Source organism: Actinomadura atramentaria DSM 43919, from assembly GCF_000381885.1.
Lineage (GTDB): Bacteria > Actinomycetota > Actinomycetes > Streptosporangiales > Streptosporangiaceae > Spirillospora > Spirillospora atramentaria.
On record NZ_KB907211.1, the window covers coordinates 350,368 to 369,365 of the forward strand.

The 18,998-nt window shown below is 73.1% G+C and carries 15 protein-coding genes; 6 read left to right on the plus strand and 9 right to left on the minus strand.

Annotated features, from left to right (window positions below; all coding sequences use genetic code 11):
- The first annotated feature begins 88 nt into the window (after positions 1-88).
- A complete protein-coding gene (locus G339_RS0112115; protein ID WP_026341373.1) occupies positions 89-2,854 on the plus strand; it encodes an aconitate hydratase in 2,766 nt (921 codons plus the stop codon).
- A 51-nt stretch (positions 2,855-2,905) separates the two neighbouring features.
- Here G339_RS0112115 and G339_RS0112120 read toward each other — a convergent pair whose 3' ends face one another.
- Positions 2,906-3,631 (minus strand): SDR family oxidoreductase, encoded by a 726-nt coding sequence (locus tag G339_RS0112120; RefSeq protein ID WP_026341374.1) that lies wholly within the window; start codon positions 3,629-3,631, stop codon positions 2,906-2,908.
- 81 nt (positions 3,632-3,712) lie between these two features.
- Between G339_RS0112120 and G339_RS33395 the strand changes: the two genes are divergently transcribed.
- Genes G339_RS33395 through mug form a run of 4 tightly spaced genes read left to right on the plus strand, consistent with a single transcriptional unit; the run spans position 3,713 to position 6,625 of the window.
- Positions 3,713-4,339, plus strand: coding sequence for a TetR/AcrR family transcriptional regulator (locus G339_RS33395; protein WP_019631350.1), 627 nt, complete (start codon positions 3,713-3,715; stop codon positions 4,337-4,339).
- Between the two features lie 15 nt (positions 4,340-4,354).
- Entirely contained in the window at positions 4,355-5,284 is a 930-nt protein-coding gene (locus G339_RS0112130) for an aldo/keto reductase (protein WP_019631351.1), read from the plus strand.
- A 58-nt stretch (positions 5,285-5,342) separates the two neighbouring features.
- Complete coding sequence (locus tag G339_RS0112135; protein ID WP_019631352.1) at positions 5,343-6,062, plus strand: sulfite exporter TauE/SafE family protein; 720 nt, start codon at positions 5,343-5,345, stop codon at positions 6,060-6,062.
- Positions 6,062-6,625, plus strand: a complete 564-nt coding sequence (gene mug, locus G339_RS0112140; RefSeq protein WP_019631353.1) for a G/U mismatch-specific DNA glycosylase — start codon at positions 6,062-6,064, stop codon at positions 6,623-6,625. The genes G339_RS0112135 and mug overlap by 1 nt, the downstream gene beginning before the upstream one ends.
- A gap of 255 nt (positions 6,626-6,880) precedes the next feature.
- Here mug and G339_RS33400 read toward each other — a convergent pair whose 3' ends face one another.
- The 4 genes from G339_RS33400 to idi form a co-directional block, all read right to left on the minus strand.
- A complete protein-coding gene (locus G339_RS33400) occupies positions 6,881-7,441 on the minus strand; it encodes an ASCH domain-containing protein (protein ID WP_019631354.1) in 561 nt (186 codons plus the stop codon).
- A 215-nt stretch (positions 7,442-7,656) separates the two neighbouring features.
- Positions 7,657-8,313 (minus strand): class F sortase, encoded by a 657-nt coding sequence (locus G339_RS0112150; protein ID WP_019631355.1) that lies wholly within the window; start codon positions 8,311-8,313, stop codon positions 7,657-7,659.
- Complete coding sequence (locus tag G339_RS0112155) at positions 8,314-9,159, minus strand: hypothetical protein (protein ID WP_019631356.1); 846 nt, start codon at positions 9,157-9,159, stop codon at positions 8,314-8,316.
- Between the two features lie 440 nt (positions 9,160-9,599).
- Complete coding sequence (idi, locus tag G339_RS0112160) at positions 9,600-10,175, minus strand: isopentenyl-diphosphate Delta-isomerase (RefSeq protein ID WP_019631357.1); 576 nt, start codon at positions 10,173-10,175, stop codon at positions 9,600-9,602.
- A 152-nt stretch (positions 10,176-10,327) separates the two neighbouring features.
- On the opposite strand from idi, the gene dxs reads away from it, so the two are divergent.
- The gene (gene dxs, locus G339_RS0112165; protein WP_019631358.1) at positions 10,328-12,265 is read left to right on the plus strand and encodes a 1-deoxy-D-xylulose-5-phosphate synthase; all 1,938 of its coding nucleotides are present in this window, start codon (positions 10,328-10,330) and stop codon (positions 12,263-12,265) included.
- Positions 12,266-12,486: 221 nt separating this feature from the next.
- Here dxs and G339_RS0112170 read toward each other — a convergent pair whose 3' ends face one another.
- The 4 genes from G339_RS0112170 to G339_RS0112185 form a co-directional block, all read right to left on the minus strand.
- The gene (locus G339_RS0112170; RefSeq protein WP_033322852.1) at positions 12,487-13,830 is read right to left on the minus strand and encodes an FAD-dependent oxidoreductase; all 1,344 of its coding nucleotides are present in this window, start codon (positions 13,828-13,830) and stop codon (positions 12,487-12,489) included.
- Positions 13,831-13,883: 53 nt separating this feature from the next.
- Positions 13,884-15,422, minus strand: a complete 1,539-nt coding sequence (locus tag G339_RS0112175; protein WP_019631360.1) for an amino acid permease — start codon at positions 15,420-15,422, stop codon at positions 13,884-13,886.
- A 178-nt stretch (positions 15,423-15,600) separates the two neighbouring features.
- Positions 15,601-17,694: a 3-hydroxyacyl-CoA dehydrogenase NAD-binding domain-containing protein gene (locus tag G339_RS0112180; RefSeq protein ID WP_019631361.1), complete on the minus strand. Its 2,094-nt coding sequence runs from the start codon at positions 17,692-17,694 to the stop codon at positions 15,601-15,603.
- Entirely contained in the window at positions 17,691-18,893 is a 1,203-nt protein-coding gene (locus G339_RS0112185) for a thiolase family protein (protein WP_026341376.1), read from the minus strand. Before G339_RS0112185 ends, G339_RS0112180 begins: the two co-directional genes overlap by 4 nt.
- Positions 18,894-18,998: the final 105 nt, after the last annotated feature.

Here is an 18,998-nt window from a genome sequence, read left to right on the forward strand (position 1 = left end):
CGGGCCGCGAGCGACCGAAGAGCCACAGTGATACGCCGCGCCGTCATGTCCCGGACCGGGCCGCGCGGTGGCGACGGAGGAGGAGTCCGTGTCCGCGAACAGCTTCGGCAGCCGTAACACGTTGCAGGTGGGCGGCAAGTCGTACGAGATCTACCGGCTGGACGCCGTCGACGGCTCGGCCCGGCTCCCGTACAGCCTCAAGGTGCTCCTGGAGAACCTGCTGCGCACCGAGGACGGCGCGAACGTCACCGCCGACCACGTCCGCGCCCTCGCCGGGTGGGACCCGAACGCGCAGCCCAGCCAGGAGATCCAGTTCACGCCCGCCCGCGTGATCATGCAGGACTTCACCGGCGTGCCCTGCGTGGTGGACCTCGCCACGATGCGCGAGGCCGTCCGCGACCTCGGCGGCGACCCGACGAAGATCAACCCGCTCGCGCCCGCCGAGATGGTCATCGACCACTCCGTCATCGTCGACTACTTCGGCTCGCCCGAGGCGTTCGAGCGCAACGTGCAGGTCGAGTACGAGCGCAACAAGGAGCGCTACCAGTTCCTGCGCTGGGGCCAGACCGCGTTCGACGAGTTCAAGGTCGTCCCGCCGGGCACCGGCATCGTCCACCAGGTGAACATCGAGCACCTCGCCCGCGTCGTGTTCGACCGCGACGGCGTCGCCTACCCCGACACCTGCGTCGGCACCGACTCGCACACCACGATGGAGAACGGCATCGGCGTCCTCGGCTGGGGCGTCGGCGGCATCGAGGCCGAGGCCGCGATGCTCGGCCAGCCGATCTCGATGCTGATCCCGCGCGTCGTCGGCTTCAAGCTGACCGGCTCGCTGGACGCGGGCACCACCGCCACCGACCTCGTCCTGACGATCACCGAGATGCTGCGCCAGCACGGCGTCGTCGGCAAGTTCGTGGAGTTCTACGGCGAGGGCGTCGCGGCGCTGCCGCTGGCCAACCGCGCCACCATCGGCAACATGAGCCCCGAGTTCGGCTCCACCTGCGCCATCTTCCCGATCGACGGCGAGACGCTGTCGTACCTGCGGCTCACCGGCCGCAGCGAGGAGCAGGTCGCGCTCGTCGAGGCGTACGCCAAGGAGCAGGGCATGTGGCTCGACCCCTCGGTCGAGCCGGAGTTCTCCGAGTACCTGGAGCTGGACCTGTCGACGGTCGTCCCGTCGCTGGCCGGCCCCAAGCGCCCGCAGGACCGCATCTCGCTGTCGGCGGCCAAGGAGACCTGGCGCCGCGACGTCCGCAACTACGTCACCACCGGCTTCGGCCCGGCCGACGAGGCGAGCGCCGAGTCGTTCCCCGCGTCCGACTCGCCCGCCAACAGCCGCGACGACGCCGCCGACCGGCCGCGCGAGCAGGTCGGCGGGTCCGCGGCCCGGCCGAACAACCCGGTCACCGTCACCCTCGGCGACGGCCCGTCGTTCGAGCTGGACCACGGCCACGTCGCCGTCGCGGCCATCACGTCCTGCACGAACACCTCGAACCCGTACGTCATGGTCGGCGCGGGCCTGCTCGCCAAGAAGGCCGTCGAGAAGGGCCTCACCCGCAAGCCGTGGGTGAAGACCTCGCTGGCCCCCGGCTCGCAGGTCGTCACCGACTACCTGGAGCGCGCCGGGCTCACCCCGTACCTGGACAAGATCGGGTACAACCTCGTCGGCTACGGCTGCACGACCTGCATCGGCAACACCGGGCCGCTGCAGCCGGAGATCTCCAAGGCCGTCAACGACAACGACCTCGCCGTCACGGCCGTCCTGTCGGGCAACCGGAACTTCGAGGGCCGCATCAGCCCCGACGTGAAGATGAACTACCTGGCGTCGCCGCCGCTGGTCATCGCGTACGCGCTCGCCGGGACGATGGACATCGACATCCTCAACGACCCGATCGCCGAGGGCGCCGACGGCCCGGTGTACCTGCGCGACATCTGGCCCGCGCCGGAGGAGGTCGCCGAGATCGTCACGTCCTCCATCGGCCAGGACATGTTCGCCAAGGACTACGCCGACGTCTTCAAGGGCGACGAGCGCTGGCGCGGCCTGGACATCCCGACCGGCGGGACGTTCGAGTGGGACCCGTCGTCCACCTACGTCCGCAAGGCCCCGTACTTCGACGGGATGGCGCACGAGCCCGAGCCCGTCACCGACATCCACGGCGCTCGGGTCCTGGCCAAGCTGGGCGACTCGGTCACCACCGACCACATCTCCCCGGCGGGGTCCATCAAGGTCGGCACCCCGGCCGCGCAGTACCTCCAGGAGAACGGCGTCGCCGTCAAGGACTTCAACTCCTACGGCTCGCGCCGCGGGAACCACGAGGTCATGATCCGCGGCACCTTCGCCAACATCCGGCTGCGCAACCAGCTCCTGGACGGCGTCGAGGGCGGCTTCACCCGCGACTTCACGAAGGACGGCGCCCCGCAGTCGTACATCTACGACGCCGCGCAGAACTACGCCGCGCAGGGCACGCCGCTGATCGTCCTGGCGGGCAAGGAGTACGGCTCGGGCTCGTCGCGCGACTGGGCGGCCAAGGGCACGGCGCTGCTGGGCGTCCGCGCGGTCATCGCGGAGTCCTACGAGCGCATCCACCGCTCGAACCTGATCGGCATGGGCGTCCTGCCGCTGCAGTTCAGGGACGGCGAGTCCGCCGAGTCCCTCGGCCTGACCGGCACCGAGACCTTCGAGATCACCGGGGTCGAGGCGCTGAACGAGGGCGGCATCCCCGGCGAGGTGACGGTGAAGGCCGACGGCCGCGAGTTCCGCGCCGTGGTCCGCATCGACACCCCGGGCGAGGCCGACTACTACCGCAACGGCGGCATCATGCAGTACGTGCTGCGGAACCTGCTCCGCAAGTGACGTCCTGACGGCAAGGGCCTTCCCCGCTCGGGGAAGGCCCTTGTTCGTCTCTCAGGGGCGGCCGGTGGGGAGCGTCAGGCCGCCGTTCACCTCGATCACCTGCCCCGTGACGAACCCGTTGGTCGCGGCGAAGACGATCGCCTCGGCGGGCTCCTCCGGGCGGCCGACGCGCCCGACCGGCAGCGCGGCGGCGGACGCGGCGAACATCGCCGCGCGCCGCTCGGCGGGCACCGCGTCCCACCACGGCGTGTCGATGACGCCGGGGGAGACCGCGTTGACGCGCAGCGGCGCCAGCTCGACGGCCAGCGGCCGCACCGCCGCCTCCAGCGCGCCGTTCACGGCCGCGAGGCCCGCCGTGCCCGGGAGCGCGGCGCGCGCGGACGACGCGGTCACCAGCGTCGCGGAGGCGGTCAGCCGGGGCAGCGCCGCCTGCAGCACGCGCAACTGCGGGAACACCTTGGCCTCGAAGGCGCCGCGCAGCGCGTCCAGGTCCAGACCGGCGAACGGGCCCGCGCCCGAGCCGCCGCTGACGGCCAGCACCAGGTGGTCGTAGGAGACGTCCTCGGCGAAGAAGTCCGCGACCTCCCGCTCCGACGCCGCGTCCACCCGCCGGGCGGTGACCTTCCCCTCGATCGACGCGGCGGCGGCGTCGAGCCGGTCCGGCGTGCGGCCGGTGATGACGACCTCCGCGCCGCGCGCGGCGAACAGGGCGGCGGCGGCCGCCCCGATGCCCGAGCCGCCGCCCATGATCAGTACGCGTTGTCCGGTGAGCGACATGGTTTCTCCTTTGGCGGGACCGTTCGTCTCGACAAATGATTACCGAGACTCCCAGTCTCGTCAAATGGGTAGAATGCCGTCATGAACCAGCGCCGCTCCCACACGGGCCGCCGCCGCAACGAAGCCGCGCGCCGCGCCATCCTCGACGCCGCCGTGGCCCTCCTCGGCGCGGCGGACGGGACGCCCGTCACCATCGACACCGTCGCCGCCGCCGCGGGCGTCGGCAAGCAGACGATCTACCGCTGGTGGCCGTCCAAGGGCGCGGTCCTGCTCGACGCCCTCGCCGAACGCGCCGCCGCCGAGATCGTCCCGCCGGACACCGGCGACCTCGCCGCGGACCTCGCCGCCTTCGTCCGCGCGACGTTCGAGACCGCGCGGCGGCCGGGGACGCTCGCCGCGCTGCGCGGCACGATGGCCGAGGCGCTGCGCGACGCGCACGCGGGCGAGCTGATGCGCGCGTTCGCCGAACGCCGCCGGGCCGCGCTGCGGGCCGTCCTGGACGCCGCCCGCGCGCGCGGCGAGATCCGCGCCGACGCAGACCTGGAACTGGCCGCCGACCAGGTCTTCGGCGTCCTGTGGTACCGCTGCCTGGTCGGGCACGCCGAGCTGGACGCCGCGTCCGCCGACCGGCTCGCCGCCGCCGTCGCCGCCCAGCTCCGCCCGGTTTCCGCCGGGGGAGGTCCGGGGACGGGAACCGTCGCACCCTGAGATCGGAGCAGACCTGTGACGAGCATCGGAAAACTCGACGTCTACCCGCTCGCCCTCGGCGGCAACGTCTTCGGCTGGACCGCCGACCGCGACGCGACCTTCGCGATCCTCGACGGCTTCCACGCGGCGGGCGGCAACCTCGTCGACACCGCCGACTCCTACATGGCGAGCGCGCCCGGCAACAGCGGCGGCGAGTCCGAGACGCTGATCGGGGAGTGGACGAGCGCGCGCGGCAACCGCGACGAGATCGTCATCGCCACGAAGGTCGCCCACCACCCCGACTTCCGCGGCCTGCGCCCCGACAACATCCGCGCGGCCGCCGACGCGTCCCTCACCCGGCTGCGCACCGACCGGATCGACCTGTACTACACGCACTTCGACGACCCGGAAGTCCCCGTCGAGGACATCATCGGGACGCTGGACGAGCTGGTGCGCGCCGGGAAGGTCCGCGAGATCGGCGCGTCCAACATCGCGCCGGACCGCCTGGAGGCGTCCCTGGCGCACAGCGAGTCCGCCGGACTCGCCCGGTACGTCGCGCTCCAGCCGGAGTACAACCTGGTCTCCCGCGACACCTACGAGGGCCCGCTGATGGACGTCGCCGAACGGTACGACCTCGCCGCGCTGCCCTACTTCGGGCTCGCGGCGGGCTTCCTGACGGGCAAGTACCGGCCCGGCCAGGACGTCGAGAGCGTCCGAGCGAGCCGCGCCGCCGAGTACCTGAAGACCGACCGGGGCCCGCGCGTCCTCGCCGCGCTGGACGAGATCGCCGCCGCGCGCGGCGTACCGATCGCGACGGTCGCGCTGGCGTGGCTGGCGACGCGGCCCACCGTCGCCGCGCCGATCGCCTCCGCGCGGACGCCCGACCAGCTCGGCCCGCTGCTCCAGGTCGCGGACACCGAGCTGACGGAAGAGGAGGCCGCCGCGCTGACCGCCGCGTCCGGCTGAGCGGCGGGCACCCGGTCCTCCCGATCGGAAGAGTGGAGATGTACCGTTCCACGGCGTTATGCCGACTTTCGAGTTTCTTCTGGCGGGCGGACTGGCCGCGCTGCTCGGCGCGATCGTCCAGAGCAGCGTCGGCCTCGGGGTCGGTCTCGTCGCCACCCCCGTCGTCACCCTGCTGTTCCCCGAGCTGATGCCGGGCGCGATCCTCGTCGCCGCGACCGTGCTGCCGCTGGCCACGCTCGCCCGCGAGGTCCGGCACGCCGACCTGCGCGGGCTCGGCTGGGCGTTCGCGGGCCGCGCGGTCGGGACGCCGGTGGGGCTGTGGGTGGTCGCGTCCGTCTCCGACCGGACGCTCGGGCTCGTCATCGGCTGCGTCGTGCTGGCGGCGCTCGTCACGACCGCGTCGTCGGCGCACGTCCCGCGCAACCCGGGGACGCTCACCGCCGCCGGGCTGCTCGCGGGCGCGATCGGCACCGCCTCGGCCATCGGCGGGCCGCCCATCGCGCTGCTCTACCAGCGCGAGAGCGGGCCGCGCGTCCGCGCGACGCTCGCGGTGTTCTTCACGGTCGGGGCGCTGGTCTCGCTCATCACGCTCGCCGCCGTCGGCGAACTGCCGCGCGCCCAGGTCACGGCCGGACTCGCGCTGACGCCGTTCGTGCTGACGGGATTCGCCGTCGCCGGGCCGGTGCGGCGGTACCTGGACGCGGGACGGATGCGCGTCGCCGTGCTCGTCGTCGTCGGCGCGTCCGCGCTGACGCTGATCACCCGTAGCCTGATCTGATGCGCCCCTTCCCGCCCCCGACCAAGGCCGACCTGGCGGCCGCGCGGAACCGGATCATCCCGGACGTCCTGCCCGCCCCCGGCACCGCGCTCGTCCTGTTCAGCGGCATCAACCCGAGCCTGTACTCCGGCGCGACCGGCCTGCACTTCGCCCGGCCCGGGAACCGCTTCTGGCCCGCGCTGCACCGCTCCGGCTTCACCGACCGGCTCCTCTCGCCCGCCGAGCAGCACCTCATCGCCGGACGCGGCCTCGGGATCACCAACCTGGTCCAGCGCGCCACGGCCCGCGCGGACGAGCTGACGCCCGAGGAACTGCGCGCGGGCGGCGCGCGCCTGGCCGCCCTCGTCGCCGAGCACCGCCCCCGCTGGCTCGCCGTCGCGGGCGTCACCGCCTACCGGACCGCCTTCGGCCACCCCCGCGCCCAGATCGGCCCCCAGGACGAGACCTTCGGCCCGGCCCGCCTCTGGATCCTCCCCAACCCCAGCGGCCTGAACGCGAGCTGGTCCCTCGACCGCATAGCGAACGAGTTCGCCCGCCTCCGCCAAGCGGCAACGCCCGACTAACGCGCGGCCATCGAACGCGCGCGGCCCCGCGGTGGCTGGACTGAGGAGCGCGCGGAGCGACGAAGGAGTGAGCACGTGACGAGGGAAGCCGCCGCGTCAGGGGGCCGCGCGCCGCCGCGCGGAGCGCGGCAATCAGACGCTGCGCGGCCCCGCGGTGGCTGGATTGAGGAGCGCGCGGAGCGAGGAACGAGCGAGCACGTGACGAGGGAAGCCGCCGCGGCAGGGGGCCGCGCGCCGCCGCGCGGAGCGCGGCAATCAAACACTGAGCATCGCGTGGACCGCCGCCACCAGGTGGGGGGCCGGTTCCCAGAGGCCGAGGCGGCCGAGGGCGACGATGGGGCGGGGGAGCGGGCGGACGTCGCCGAGCCGCCAGTGGTGGGCGCCGGGGTCGGCCCACGGCCCGCAGCCGCAGTCGCCGTGCGCGGCGGCGGAGCACACGTCGGTCAGCTCGGCGGCCGCGATGACGGCGCCGATCGTGGCGAGCGGGTCGCGCGGGTCCCAGCCCGCGGCGCGGACCAGCGGCGAGTCGCACGCCTTGAGGTCCACCCGCATCGAGGCGTGGACGAGCACCGGCCCCCGGTACGCCGTGGGCGCGGGCTGGTTCGAGACGGGTTTGCCGCCGCGCGCGATGGCGAACGCCCACGGCTGCTGCACGCTGATCGCCCGCACGCGCGCGCCGGGCTCCGCGGGGCGGGCGGCGTCGTCGGGCGCGGCCGTGCGCGCCGGGCTGCGCGCCGGGGCGGGGGCGTGACGCCGGGCGGACGCGGGGTACGCGTGCCGGCCGGGGCCGGCGGGCAGTCCGTTCGGGATCGTCACGTCAGAAAATCACTCTCGTGGGGCAAATGGTGCATGGAATGATTTCTCACACCATCCGCACAGAATGCAAGGGGGCGCGTCCCGGACCGCCCCGCCGCACAGTGCCGAAAACCCCTTGGCCGACCGCCTCCCGCCGTCGTTTCACCGACCGGAACGGCCCGCCGCCCGCCGGGCGGACCGGCGGACGGTACGGGCCGTGCGACCCGCGCGGGCCGTCAGGACGAGCCCACCAGCCGCGCGTACGCGATCGTGTTGTCCACGTAGTGGCCGGTGCTCGCGTCGAACGCGCCGCCGCAGGTCACCAGCCGCAGCGCCGCGTAGTCGAGGTCCTCGGCGTACACCTTCTCGCCGGGGAACTCCTTCTTCGGCACGGTCTCCAGCCGCTGGACGGCGAACGTCGCGACGGAGCCGTCCTGCCGGGTCACCGAGATCCGGTCGCCCTTCTTCAACTGCTTGAGCTTGAAGAACACGGCGGCCTTCTTGTTGGCGTCGACGTGCCCGAGGACCACGGACGGGCCCTCCTCGCCCGGCGTCGGCCCCTTGTCGTACCAGCCCGCCAGGTTCGGCCGCGACAGCGGCGGCTCCTCGACGGTGCCGTCCGGCTTCAACCCGAGTTGCGTCACCGGCGCGGACACGCCGATCGACGGGATGCTGATGGACTTCGGCAGCGACCGCTTCATCGGCGCGGCGGACCTGTCCACGGCGGGCGCGGCGGAGGACGGCCCCGCCCCGGCGGGCGCCGACGACGCCGCGTCCGGTTTGTCGTCCCCGCCGCATCCGGACAGCGCGCCCGCGAGCAGCGCCGCGCCGACGAGCGCGCCGGCCGCCGCGCGCGGGGCGCGGCGGCCGGAGCTTGTGGCGTCGCGGGGCACCTACGCCTGCTCCCGCCCGGCCGAGCGGCGGCGCAGCAGCACCAGGCCGCCGCCCAGGACGCCGGCCGCCGCGACGGCGCCGCCGCCCGCGAGCCACGGCGTCGCCGACCCGTCCGCGGGCTGCCCGTAGAGGCTGCCGTCGCCCGTCTGCGGGGCGCCGACCGGGACGGTCGGGGACTTCTTGCCGTGCTTGATCGGCTGGCCCGGCTTCGTGCTGTAGGTGACGTAGCCGTAGCCCTTGCACGCGACCTTCATGGTCGTCGGGTCGGGCAGCTTGCCGGAGCGGAACGTGCCGGCCGCCGAGTACACGCCGGTCTTCACGGTCTTCACCGGCAGCGACGGGCTGGTGAACCCGTTGCCGGTGACGGTCACCGCGGACGGGCAGCGCACCGTGAGGCCGATCTTCCCGCCGGAGACGACCTTGCGGGTCGACAGCGTCACGTCGTCGTAGCCGAACGAGAACTTCGGCGGCGCCGGCTCGGTCGGCTTCGGCTTCGCCGGGTTCACCGTCAGCGTCAGCTTGCCGGTCCCGCCCTCGACCTCGCAGGTGAGGACGGCCGTGTAGGTGTGGCCCGGCTGGAGCGAGGACTTGGTCGCCCCGACGGCGGTCCAGGTCCCGCCCGCCGTACCGGTGAACGCCAGGTCCGACGCGAAGATGGACGTGGCGTCGCCCGTCGGCGCCTTGATGCACTCGGTCACCTTGACGGTGAGCTTGGCGCCGGGGGTGAACGGGTTGGGCGTGACGCTGATGGTCGGCGTCGGGGCGGCGGCCAGGGCCGCGCCCGCGGTGCCGAGGACCGCCAGCCCCGCCGCGGCGCCGGCCGCGGCGAGTCGTGCTGCGCGCATGGATTCTCCTGAGATCGGGAGTACTGCTCGCTTCACCCGTGTGCCGCCGGTCCGCGGGGGGCATGGCGGGGGTGCGGGGGACGCGCGCCGGGCGGCGACGGACATGCCGGTCCGGGGCAAGAACGAGTGATCGGGAGCAAAAAGAGATTTCGGGGCGGCAGCCTAACGGGGCGGACGGGGAAGACAAGGGGAATTCGGAGCTACGAAACACTGCCTTCCGGGCGAACGGTGTGGAACCGCATCGGACGTCCCGGCGTCACCGCAGGTGGGAGGGGGTTCGGCGGGTGTCAACGGCCGTCGTTATCACCGGGTTCTGGCCTGATCCGGCCGGTCCGAAACGGTGGTGTACGTGTGGTTTCCGTGACAGATGTCTCAATTCTTCCGTCGCCGTACCGGGCGGCCGGGCCGGACGCGCGCGCCCCGCCCGGCCGCCCGGCCGCTCACCAGCGCACGGCGGGCGGCAGGCCCGCGGTCCCCGCGTCCGGCCACCGCTCCGGCGGCCCGAGCGGGACCAGCTCGGCCATCTGCAGCCGGTACCAGGGCGAGGACTCCGGCCGGTCCACGAGCGCGACGCAGTCGTCCCACGACCACCACTGCGCGTCCTCGACCTCGTCGGGGTTCGGCGCGACGTCCGCGCTCGCCGTGGTGACGCGCACCACCGGGCAGCGCTCGAACTCCACCGTCCCGTCCTCGGCGACCGCGCGGTAGCGGAAGCCGGGCAGGACGGGCGAGACGGTGTCGAGCGTCACGCCCAGCTCCTCCCGGAGCCGCCGGGCCACCGCGTCGCGCAGCGGCTCGCCGGGGCCGGGGTGCCCGCAGCAGCTCCCCGTCCACACGCCCGGGAACGTGCGCTTGGACAGCGCCCGCCGGGTGATGAGGACGCGGCCGTCCGGACCGACCACGTAGGCGGAGAAGGCCAGGTGGTAGGGGGTGTCCTCGTGATGGCTCGCGAGCTTGGGAGCCGTGCCCACGGCCTCGTCCGCCGCGTTGAGCAGAACGATTTCCTCGACACCCATATGCGTTCCCTGCCCCAATCGTTGATATGCGGTTGATGTGTGGAGATGCTGGCTGGAGCCGAGTCCGGGCTCCCGTGCCGCGCGACCGGACTAAACTCGAAACGGCCCGACGAACAGGGGCGGCCGAGCCCCTGGTGGAGGAGTTGAAACGCGTGACCCTGCTGGAGTCGATCAAGGGTCCGGAGGACCTCAAACGACTGGACGCCACGCAACTGCCTCGTCTCGCGGCGGAGATCCGTGAGGCCCTGGTGAACGCCGTCGCCAAGACCGGCGGGCACCTGGGCCCGAACCTGGGGGTCGTCGAGCTGACGATCGCCCTGCACCGCGTCTTCGCCTCCCCGCACGACAAGATCCTCTTCGACACCGGTCACCAGTCCTACGTCCACAAGATGCTGACCGGCCGCCACGACTTCACGGACCTGCGTCGGCGCGGCGGGCTTTCGGGTTATCCGAGCCGGGCCGAGTCCGACCACGACGTGATCGAGAACTCCCACGCCTCGACGGCCCTGTCGTACGCCGACGGCCTGGCCAAGGCGTTCCAGCTCCGCGGCGAGGCCGACCGCGCCGTCGTCGCGGTCGTCGGGGACGGCGCGCTGACCGGCGGCATGTGCTGGGAGGCGCTGAACAACATCGCCGCGGGCACCGACCGCCCGGTGATCATCGTCGTCAACGACAACGGCCGCTCGTACTCGCCGACGATCGGCGGGCTGGCCAGCCATCTGGCGGGGCTGCGCGTCACCCGCGGCTACGAGCACGCGCTCGACCTGATCAAGAAGACCGTGCCGCGCGCGCCCGTCGTCGGCCCGGCCGCCTACGAGGCGCTGCACGGCATCAAGAAGGGCCTCAAGGACGTCCTGCAGCCGCAGGCCATGTTCGAGGACCTCGGCATGAAGTACGTCGGCCCGATCGACGGGCACGACGCGCTCGCCGTGGAGGACGCGCTGCGCCGCGCCCGCGGCTTCGGCCGCCCGGTGATCGTCCACGCGATCACCCAGAAGGGCCGCGGCTACGCGCCCGCCGAGAACGACACCGAGGACTGCATGCACGGCGCGGGCGCGTTCGACCCCGCGACCGGCCGCGGCCTCGCCAAGAAGAGCGGCCCGAGCTGGACGTCGGTGTTCGGCGCGGAGATGGTCGAGCTGGGCGCCGAGCGCCCGGACGTCGTCGCGATCACGGCCGCGATGCTGCACCCGGTCGGCCTCGCGCCGTTCGCCGAGTCCTACCCCGACCGCGTGTTCGACGTCGGCATCGCCGAGCAGCACGCCACCACGTCGGCGGCGGGCCTGGCGGCGGGCGGCCTGCACCCGGTCGTCGCGCTGTACGCGACGTTCCTGAACCGCGCGTTCGACCAGGTCCTGATGGACGTCGCGCTGCACCGGCTGCCCGTCACGTTCGCGCTGGACCGCTCCGGCGTCACCGGCGACGACGGCGCGAGCCACAACGGCATGTGGGACCTGTCGATCCTGAACGTCGTCCCGGGCCTGCGGGTCGCGGTGCCGCGCGACGCGGCGCGGCTGCGCGAGCTGCTGCGCGAGTGCGTCGCGACCGAGGACGGGCCGACGGCGATCCGCTACCCGAAGGGCCCCGCCGCCGACGACCTGGCCGCGCTGGAGACGGTCGGCGGCGTGGACGTCCTCGCCCGGCACGACGGCACCAACGGCACCCGCGTGCTGCTGGTCGCGGTCGGCTCGCTGGCGGGCGCGGCGGTCGAGGCCGCCGGGCTGATCGCCGCGCAGGGCATCGGCGTCACGGTCGTCGACCCGCGCTGGGTGAAGCCGCTGGACCCGGCGCTGGTCGAGCTGGCCGCCGGGCACTCGCTGGTCGCGGTCGTGGAGGACAACGGCCGGGCGGGCGGCGTCGGCGACGCCGTCGCGCGGCTGCTGCGCGACGCGGGGGAGGACGTCCCGGTCCGCACGTTCGGCATCCCGCAGGAGTTCCTCGACCACGCCTCGCGCGCGCAGATCCTCGCGGACCTGCGGCTGACCCCGCAGGGCCTGGCCCGCGACGTCACCGAGGCCGCCGCCCAGCTCGGCCACGACGGCACGGGAGCGGGCACGGACTCGTCCCGCACCGCCGCCGCCCACGACTGACGGGACCGCCCGGCCCGCCGCCGCGCCGGACCTCCGGCCCGGTGGCGGGTCGAGCGGCGGGCGCCCGTGCGCTCCGGCAGTGATCACACGCGCACGCTAGCGGCCCGGCCCGTCCGGCGTCCGGATTTCCCGCCGCACCGCTCCGCTTCGCGAATATTGTGCGTTATGCCAGGTAGTGAACGCGGAAACGACGCGCAACCCGTGGGGGGCGACCCCCCACATCAGCTACACGCGTCGCGCATGGCCTGCCAGTGGCCCAGCTTCACCCGGTCGCCCCTGCTCAACGTTCTCGCCAGGGCCGCCTCCGCCGCGTCCAGGGCCAGCCATCCATCGTAGGTGACGGGTTCCAGCCCGCGTTCCGCGAACACCTCGTCGGGCGTGCGGGCCGGGGCGGGGGACGGGTCTTTGTCCAGGTCGGCCAAGAGGTTCGCGACGGTCTCGGCCGCGTCGGACTTGTTGGTGCCGACGACGCCGCTCGGGCCGCGCTTGATCCAGCCCGCGACGTACTCGCGCGGCACGGGCGCCCCGTCCGCGCCGAGGACGCGCCCGCCGTCGTTGGGGATCACCGAGGCGCGGTCGTCGAACGGGACGCCCTGCAGCGGAACGCTCTGGTAGCCGACCGAGCGCAGCACCATCCCGGCGGGCAGCGTCTCGTACTCGCCGGTGCCGACGACGCGCCCCGCGCCGTCCGGCCGGGTCCGCTCCAGCCGCAGCCCCTCGACGCGGTCGGCGCCGAGGATCTCCACGGGCGAGCGCCAGAACCGCACGTCGATGCGGCGCGGCCGGTCCCCGGCGGGTTCGGCGGTCCAGCCCGCGAGGACCTTGAGGTTCCCCCGGACGTGCCGGTCGGCCTCGGCGAGTTCGGCGTCGGCGGGGTCGGCGTCCAGGTCGGCGGGGTCGAGGTAGATCTCGGCGGCCGGGAGCTGCCCCAGCTCGCGGGCCTCCTTGGTGGTGAACTTGGCCTGGGCGGGGCCGCGCCGCCCGATGAGGTGGACGCGCCGGACGCGGCTGGCGGCGAGCGCGTCGAGCGCGTGCTGCGGCACGTCGGTGGCGCGCAGCTCGTCGGCGGTCTTGGCGAGGATGCGGACGACGTCCACGGCGACGTTGCCGACGCCGATGACGGCCACGTCCGCCACGGACAGGTCGAACTCGTGGTCGGCGGCGTCGGGGTGGCCGCAGTACCAGTTGACGAAGTCGGTCGCGGCGACGCTGCCCGGCAGGTCCTCGCCGGGGACGCCGAGCCGCCGGTCCACCATCGCGCCGGTCGCGTACACGACGGCGTCGTAGCAGCTCAGCAGGTCGTCGCGGGTGAGGTCGACGCCCAGTTCGACGCAGCCGAGGAACCGGACGGCGCCGTCCTCCAGGACTCGCTGCAGGTAGCGGGCGATCGACTTGATCGAGGTGTGGTCGGGGGCCACGCCGTAGCGGACGAGGCCGTACGGGGTCGGGAGCCGGTCCAGGACGTCCACGCGGACGTTCCCACCGGACTGCTTGACGAGGGCTTCGGCGGAGTAGAGCCCCGCGGGGCCCGACCCGATGACTGCGACGCGCACAGATTCCACCATGCGCACAGTGTGCCCATGTGCGGAGCGTCACCGCACCCCTGTCGGGGATCGGCTCACCCGGCCGGGTCGATGGGCGAGGCCCCGCCCAGGGGCTCGGCGGGCGGGGCGGTCGGCGCGGTCGGGGTCGCCGAAGCGCCGACACGGCTGTGCCGGTAGCCGTAGAAGAGGTACAGGACGGTGCCGAGCGCCATCCAGCCGATGAACCGCAGCCATGTCTCGACGGGAAGGTTGAGCATGACGAACAGACAGCCGAGGATGGCCAGCGCGGGCACCACCGGGACGAACGGCGCGCGGAACGCGCGGTGCAGGTCGGGCCGGGTGCGCCGCAGGACGACGACGCCCCCGGCGACCAGGCAGAACGCGAACAGCGTCCCGATGTTGACGAGTTCGGCGAGCTTGGCGAGCGGGATGAACCCCGACAGCACCGCGACGATCGCGCCCATGAGGATCGTGGACCGGTAGGGGGTGCCGAAGCGCGGGTGGACCGACGACAGCGAGGGCGGCAGCAGCCCGTCCCGGCTCATCGCGAAGAACACGCGGCTCTGCCCGAGCAGCAGGATCAGCACGACGGTGGTGAGTCCGGCGACGGCTCCGACGCTGATGATCGTCGCGAACGCGGGGTGTCCGACCGCGCGGAACGCGTCGGCGAGCGGCGCGGCGTCGCTGAGGCGAGTGTAGTTCTGCATGCCGACGACGACGAGCGAGACGGCCGCGTACAGGATCGCGGTCACGAAGAGCGACCCGATGAGCCCGATGGGGACGTCCCGCTGCGGGTTGCGGGCCTCCTCGGCGGCGGTGGCGACGACGTCGAACCCGACGTAGGCGAAGAACACGATCGCGACGGCCGCGAAGATCCCGAACCACCCGTAGCTGACGGGCGAGAGGCCGAACAGCACCTGGATGAGCGGCGCGCCCGCCCCCTCGACGGAGCCGGTCGGCTTGGACGGCGGGATGAACGGCGTGTAGTTCGCGCCCTTGATGAAGAACAGCCCGGCCACGATGATCAGCAGGACGACGGCGAGCTTGATCCCGACGACGACGGCGTTGACCCGCGACGACACCTTCACCCCGGTGACCAGCAGGATCGTCACGCCGAACACCAGCAGGATCGCCGGGACGTTGACGACGCCGCCGTGCTCGCCCGGCGGATGGCTGATCGCGGCGGGCAGCGGCATCCCGAGCGTGTCCAGCAGGGACGCGGCGTACCCGGACCAGCCGACGGCGACGACGGCCGCGCCGAGGGCGAGTTCGAGGATGAGGTCCCAGCCGATGATCCACGCGGGGAACTCGCCGAGCGTGGCGTAGGAGAACGTGTACGCCGACCCGGCGACCGGGACGGTGGAGGAGAACTCGGCGTAGCAGAGCGCGGCGAGCCCGCAGACGACGGCGGCGAGGACGAATGAGATCGCGACGGCGGGCCCGGCCTTGTCCTTGGCGACCTGCCCGGTGAGGACGAAGATCCCGGTGCCGATGATGACGCCGACGCCGAAGACGGTGAGGTCCAGGGCGGACAGGTCGCGCCGCAGCCGGTGCTCGGGAGCCTCGGTGTCCTGGATGGACTGCTCGACCGACTTGGTGCGCAGCAGATGCACGCGCCCTCCTTCGTCCGGGGACCGCCGTCGCAGTCTTGATCACCCGAGGAAGGAGGGCCAAACGTCGACACGACCGTAAGGCGGCGAATGACGGAAAAGAGGCGTTCCGCCGTGAGCGGAACGCCCCTCTACTCCCCGAAATGGTGCCGCTTTCGCGGTGCCATATGCCTTTTGTCGGTCAGCGAGCGACGGACGCGACGCCCGGCTCCAGGAACCGCCGGCCCGTGACCTTCTCCGAGATCCCGGCCCGGTCCAGGTACGGCGTGATGCCGCCGAGGTGGAACGGCCAGCCCGCGCCGAGGATCATGCACAGGTCGATGTCCTCGGCCGCCGCGACGACGCCCTCGTCCAGCATGATCCGGATCTCCTGCGCGAGCCCGGCCAGCGCCCGCTCCAGGACCTGCTCCTCGGTGGACGGGCTCGTCCCGCCGCCGAACAGCGCCACGGCCTCCGGGTCCAGCGTGAAGTCCGGCAGGTACACGCCGCGCTTGCCGGACGCCACGAACTTCGCGAACTTCTCCGACAGCGGGAACCGCTCGGGGAACTTCCCGTGCAGCGTCTCGTTGACGTGCAGCGCGATCGCCGGGCCGACCAGGCCCATCAGCACGAACGGCGGCATCGGCAGGCCCAGCGGCGCGGCGGCGCGCTCGGCCACGTCGATCGGCGTGCCCTCGTCCACGGTCTGGATGATCTCGGCCATCAGGCGCAGCAGGACGCGGTTGACCACGAACGCCGGGGCGTCCTTGACCAGCACCGACGACTTCCTGAGCTGCTTGCCGACCGCGAACGCCGTCGCCAGCGCCGCGTCGTCGGTCGCCTCGCCGCGGACGATCTCCAGCAGCGGCAGCACCGCGACCGGGTTGAAGAAGTGGAAGCCGACGACCCGCTCGGGGTGCTTCAGCTTCGACGCCATCTCCGTCACCGACAGCGACGAGGTGTTGGTCGCGAGGACGCACTCGGCGGAGACGTGCTCCTCCACCTCGGCGAACACCTGCTGCTTGACCGACATCTCCTCGAACACGGCCTCGATGACGAAGTCCGCATCGGCGAACGCGTCCTTGGTCAGCGAGCCGGTGATGAGGGCCTTGAGCCGGTTCGCCTTGTCCGCCGACACGCGGCCCTTGCCGAGCAGCTTGTCGATCTCGGCGTGCGCGTAGCCGACGCCCTTGTCCAGGCGCTCCTGGTCGAGGTCGGTCAGCACGACCGGGACCTCCAGGCGGCGCGCGAACAGCAGCGCGAGCTGCGAGGCCATCAGGCCCGCGCCGACGACGCCGACCTTGGTGACCTTGCGGGCCAGGGCCTTGTCGGGCGCGCCCGCGGGGCGCTTGGCGCGCTTCTGCGTCAGGTCGAACGCGTACAGCCCGGCGCGCAGCTCGTCGCTCATGATGAGGTCGGCCAGCGCCTCGTCCTCGGCGGCGAAGCCCTCGTCGCGGGTGCGGTCCTTGGCGGCGGCGACCAGGTCCAGCGCGCGGACGTAGGACGGGGCCGCGCCGTGCAGCTTGCCGTCGAGGTTCCAGCGGGCGAGCGCGACCGCGTCGTCCCACGCCTTGCCCTTGTCGACCTCGGGGCGCTCGACCGTCACCGCGCCGGTGAGGACGCGCGCGGTCCACAGCAGCGACTCCTCCAGGAAGTCGGCCGAGTCGAAGACCGCGTCGGCGATGCCCAGCTCGAACGCCTGGCGGCCCTTGAGCATCCGGTTCTGCGCGAGCGGGTTGTCGATGACGACCTTCAGCGCCTTCTCGGCGCCGATCAGGTTCGGCAGCAGGTACGTGCCGCCCCAGCCGGGGACCAGGCCGAGGAACGCCTCGGGCAGCGCGAGCGCCGGGACGCCCGCGGAGACCGTCCGGTAGGTGCAGTGCAGGCCGATCTCGACGCCGCCGCCCATCGCCGCGCCGTTGTAGTACGCGAACGACGGGACGTCCAGCTCGCCGAGCCGCCGGAACACGTCGTGGCCGAGCTTGCCGACGGCCAGCGCGTCCTCGCGGCGCTCGATCAGCGGGACGCCCTTGAGGTCCGCGCCGACGGCGAAGATGAACGGCTTGCCGGTGACGCCGACGGCGGCGAGGTCGTCGCGGGCGGCGATCCCGTCCAGGGCGGCGTTCAGCTCCAGCAGCCCGTTCGGGCCGAAGGTGTTGGGCTTGGTGTGGTCGAAGCCGTTGTCCAGCGTGATCAGGGCGAGGGTGCCCGCGCCGTACGGCAGCTCGACGTCGCGGACGCGGACGTGCGTGACGATCTCGTCTTGAAAGATCTCCGCGATGTTGGACGCGCTCACTTGTCGCCCTCCCAGTTCGTGTTCTCCCAGAGGACGGTCCCGCCCATGCCCATGCCGACGCACATGGTGGTGAGGCCGTACCGGACGTCGGCGCGCTCCTCGAACAGCCGCGCGAGCTGGTTCATCAGCCGCACGCCGGAGGAGGCGAGCGGGTGGCCGAGGGCGATGGCGCCGCCCCACGGGTTCACCCGCGCGTCGTCGTCGGCGATCTTGAAGTGCTCCAGGAACGCGAGCACCTGGACGGCGAACGCCTCGTTGATCTCGATGAGGCCGATGTCGTCCATCGTGAGGGAGTTGCGGGCGAGCAGCTTCTCGGTGGCCGGGACGGGGCCGACGCCCATGACCTCCGGCTCGACGCCCGCGAAGGAGAAGTCGACCAGCCGCATCTTCGGCGCGAGGCCGAGGTCGCGGGCGACGTCCTCGGCGGCGAGCAGGCACGCGGTCGCGCCGTCGTTGAGGCCCGCGGCGTTCCCGGCGGTGACGTTGCCGTGGACGCGGAACGGCGTCTTGAGCTTGGCCAGGTCCTCCAGCGTGGTGCCGGGGCGCGGCGGCTCGTCGGCGGTCGCCAGGCCGTAGCCCTTCTCGGCGGAGCGGATCGCGACCGGCACCAGGTCCGGCTGGATCTTCCCGGCGGCGTAGGCGGCGGCGACCTTCTGCTGGCTGCGCACCGCGTAGGCGTCGGCGCGCTCCTTGGTGATGCCGGGGAACCGGTCGTGCAGGTTCTCCGCCGTCGAGCCCATGACCAGGGCGGACGGGTCGACGAGCTTGTCGGCCAGGAACCGCGGGTTCGGGTCGACGCCCTCGCCCATCGGGTGCCGGCCCATGTGCTCGACGCCGCCCGCGATGACGACGTCGTAGGAGCCGAAGGCGATCCCCGCGCCGCTGGTGGTGACGGCGGTCATCGCGCCCGCGCACATGCGGTCGATCGCGTAGCCGGGGACGCTCTTGGGCAGTCCGGCCAGGACGGCGGCGGACCGGCCGATGGTCAGGCCCTGGTCGCCGGTCTGGGTGGTGGCGGCGACGGCGACCTCGTCCACCCGCTCGGGCGGGAGGGCCGGGTTGCGGCGCATCAGCTCGCGGATGGCGCGGACGACCAGGTCGTCGGCGCGGGTCTCGGCGTACAGGCCCTTGGGGCCGGCCTTGCCGAACGGCGTGCGGACGCCGTCGATGAACACGACGTCGCGTGCGGTGCGAGGCACGGTGTCGTCCCTCCTGGGAGAGTGGGGCCGATCGGGATGCCGATCGAGGTCGTCGCGAGACGATCGTCGTTCGGTTGAGCCTCGCGCCGCCCGGCGGCGGGCGGC

Bases quoted from the DNA above. Each gene is read 5' to 3' on its own strand.
- G339_RS0112120 (WP_026341374.1), bottom strand. From the start codon at position 3,631: ATGTCGCTCACCGGACAACGCGTACTGATCATGGGCGGCGGCTCGGGC.
- G339_RS33395 (WP_019631350.1), top strand. From the start codon at position 3,713: ATGAACCAGCGCCGCTCCCACACGGGCCGCCGCCGCAACGAAGCCGCG.
- G339_RS0112135 (WP_019631352.1), top strand. From the start codon at position 5,343: ATGCCGACTTTCGAGTTTCTTCTGGCGGGCGGACTGGCCGCGCTGCTC.
- mug (WP_019631353.1), top strand. From the start codon at position 6,062: ATGCGCCCCTTCCCGCCCCCGACCAAGGCCGACCTGGCGGCCGCGCGG.
- G339_RS0112155 (WP_019631356.1), bottom strand. From the start codon at position 9,159: ATGCGCGCAGCACGACTCGCCGCGGCCGGCGCCGCGGCGGGGCTGGCG.
- idi (WP_019631357.1), bottom strand. From the start codon at position 10,175: ATGGGTGTCGAGGAAATCGTTCTGCTCAACGCGGCGGACGAGGCCGTG.
- G339_RS0112170 (WP_033322852.1), bottom strand. From the start codon at position 13,830: ATGGTGGAATCTGTGCGCGTCGCAGTCATCGGGTCGGGCCCCGCGGGG.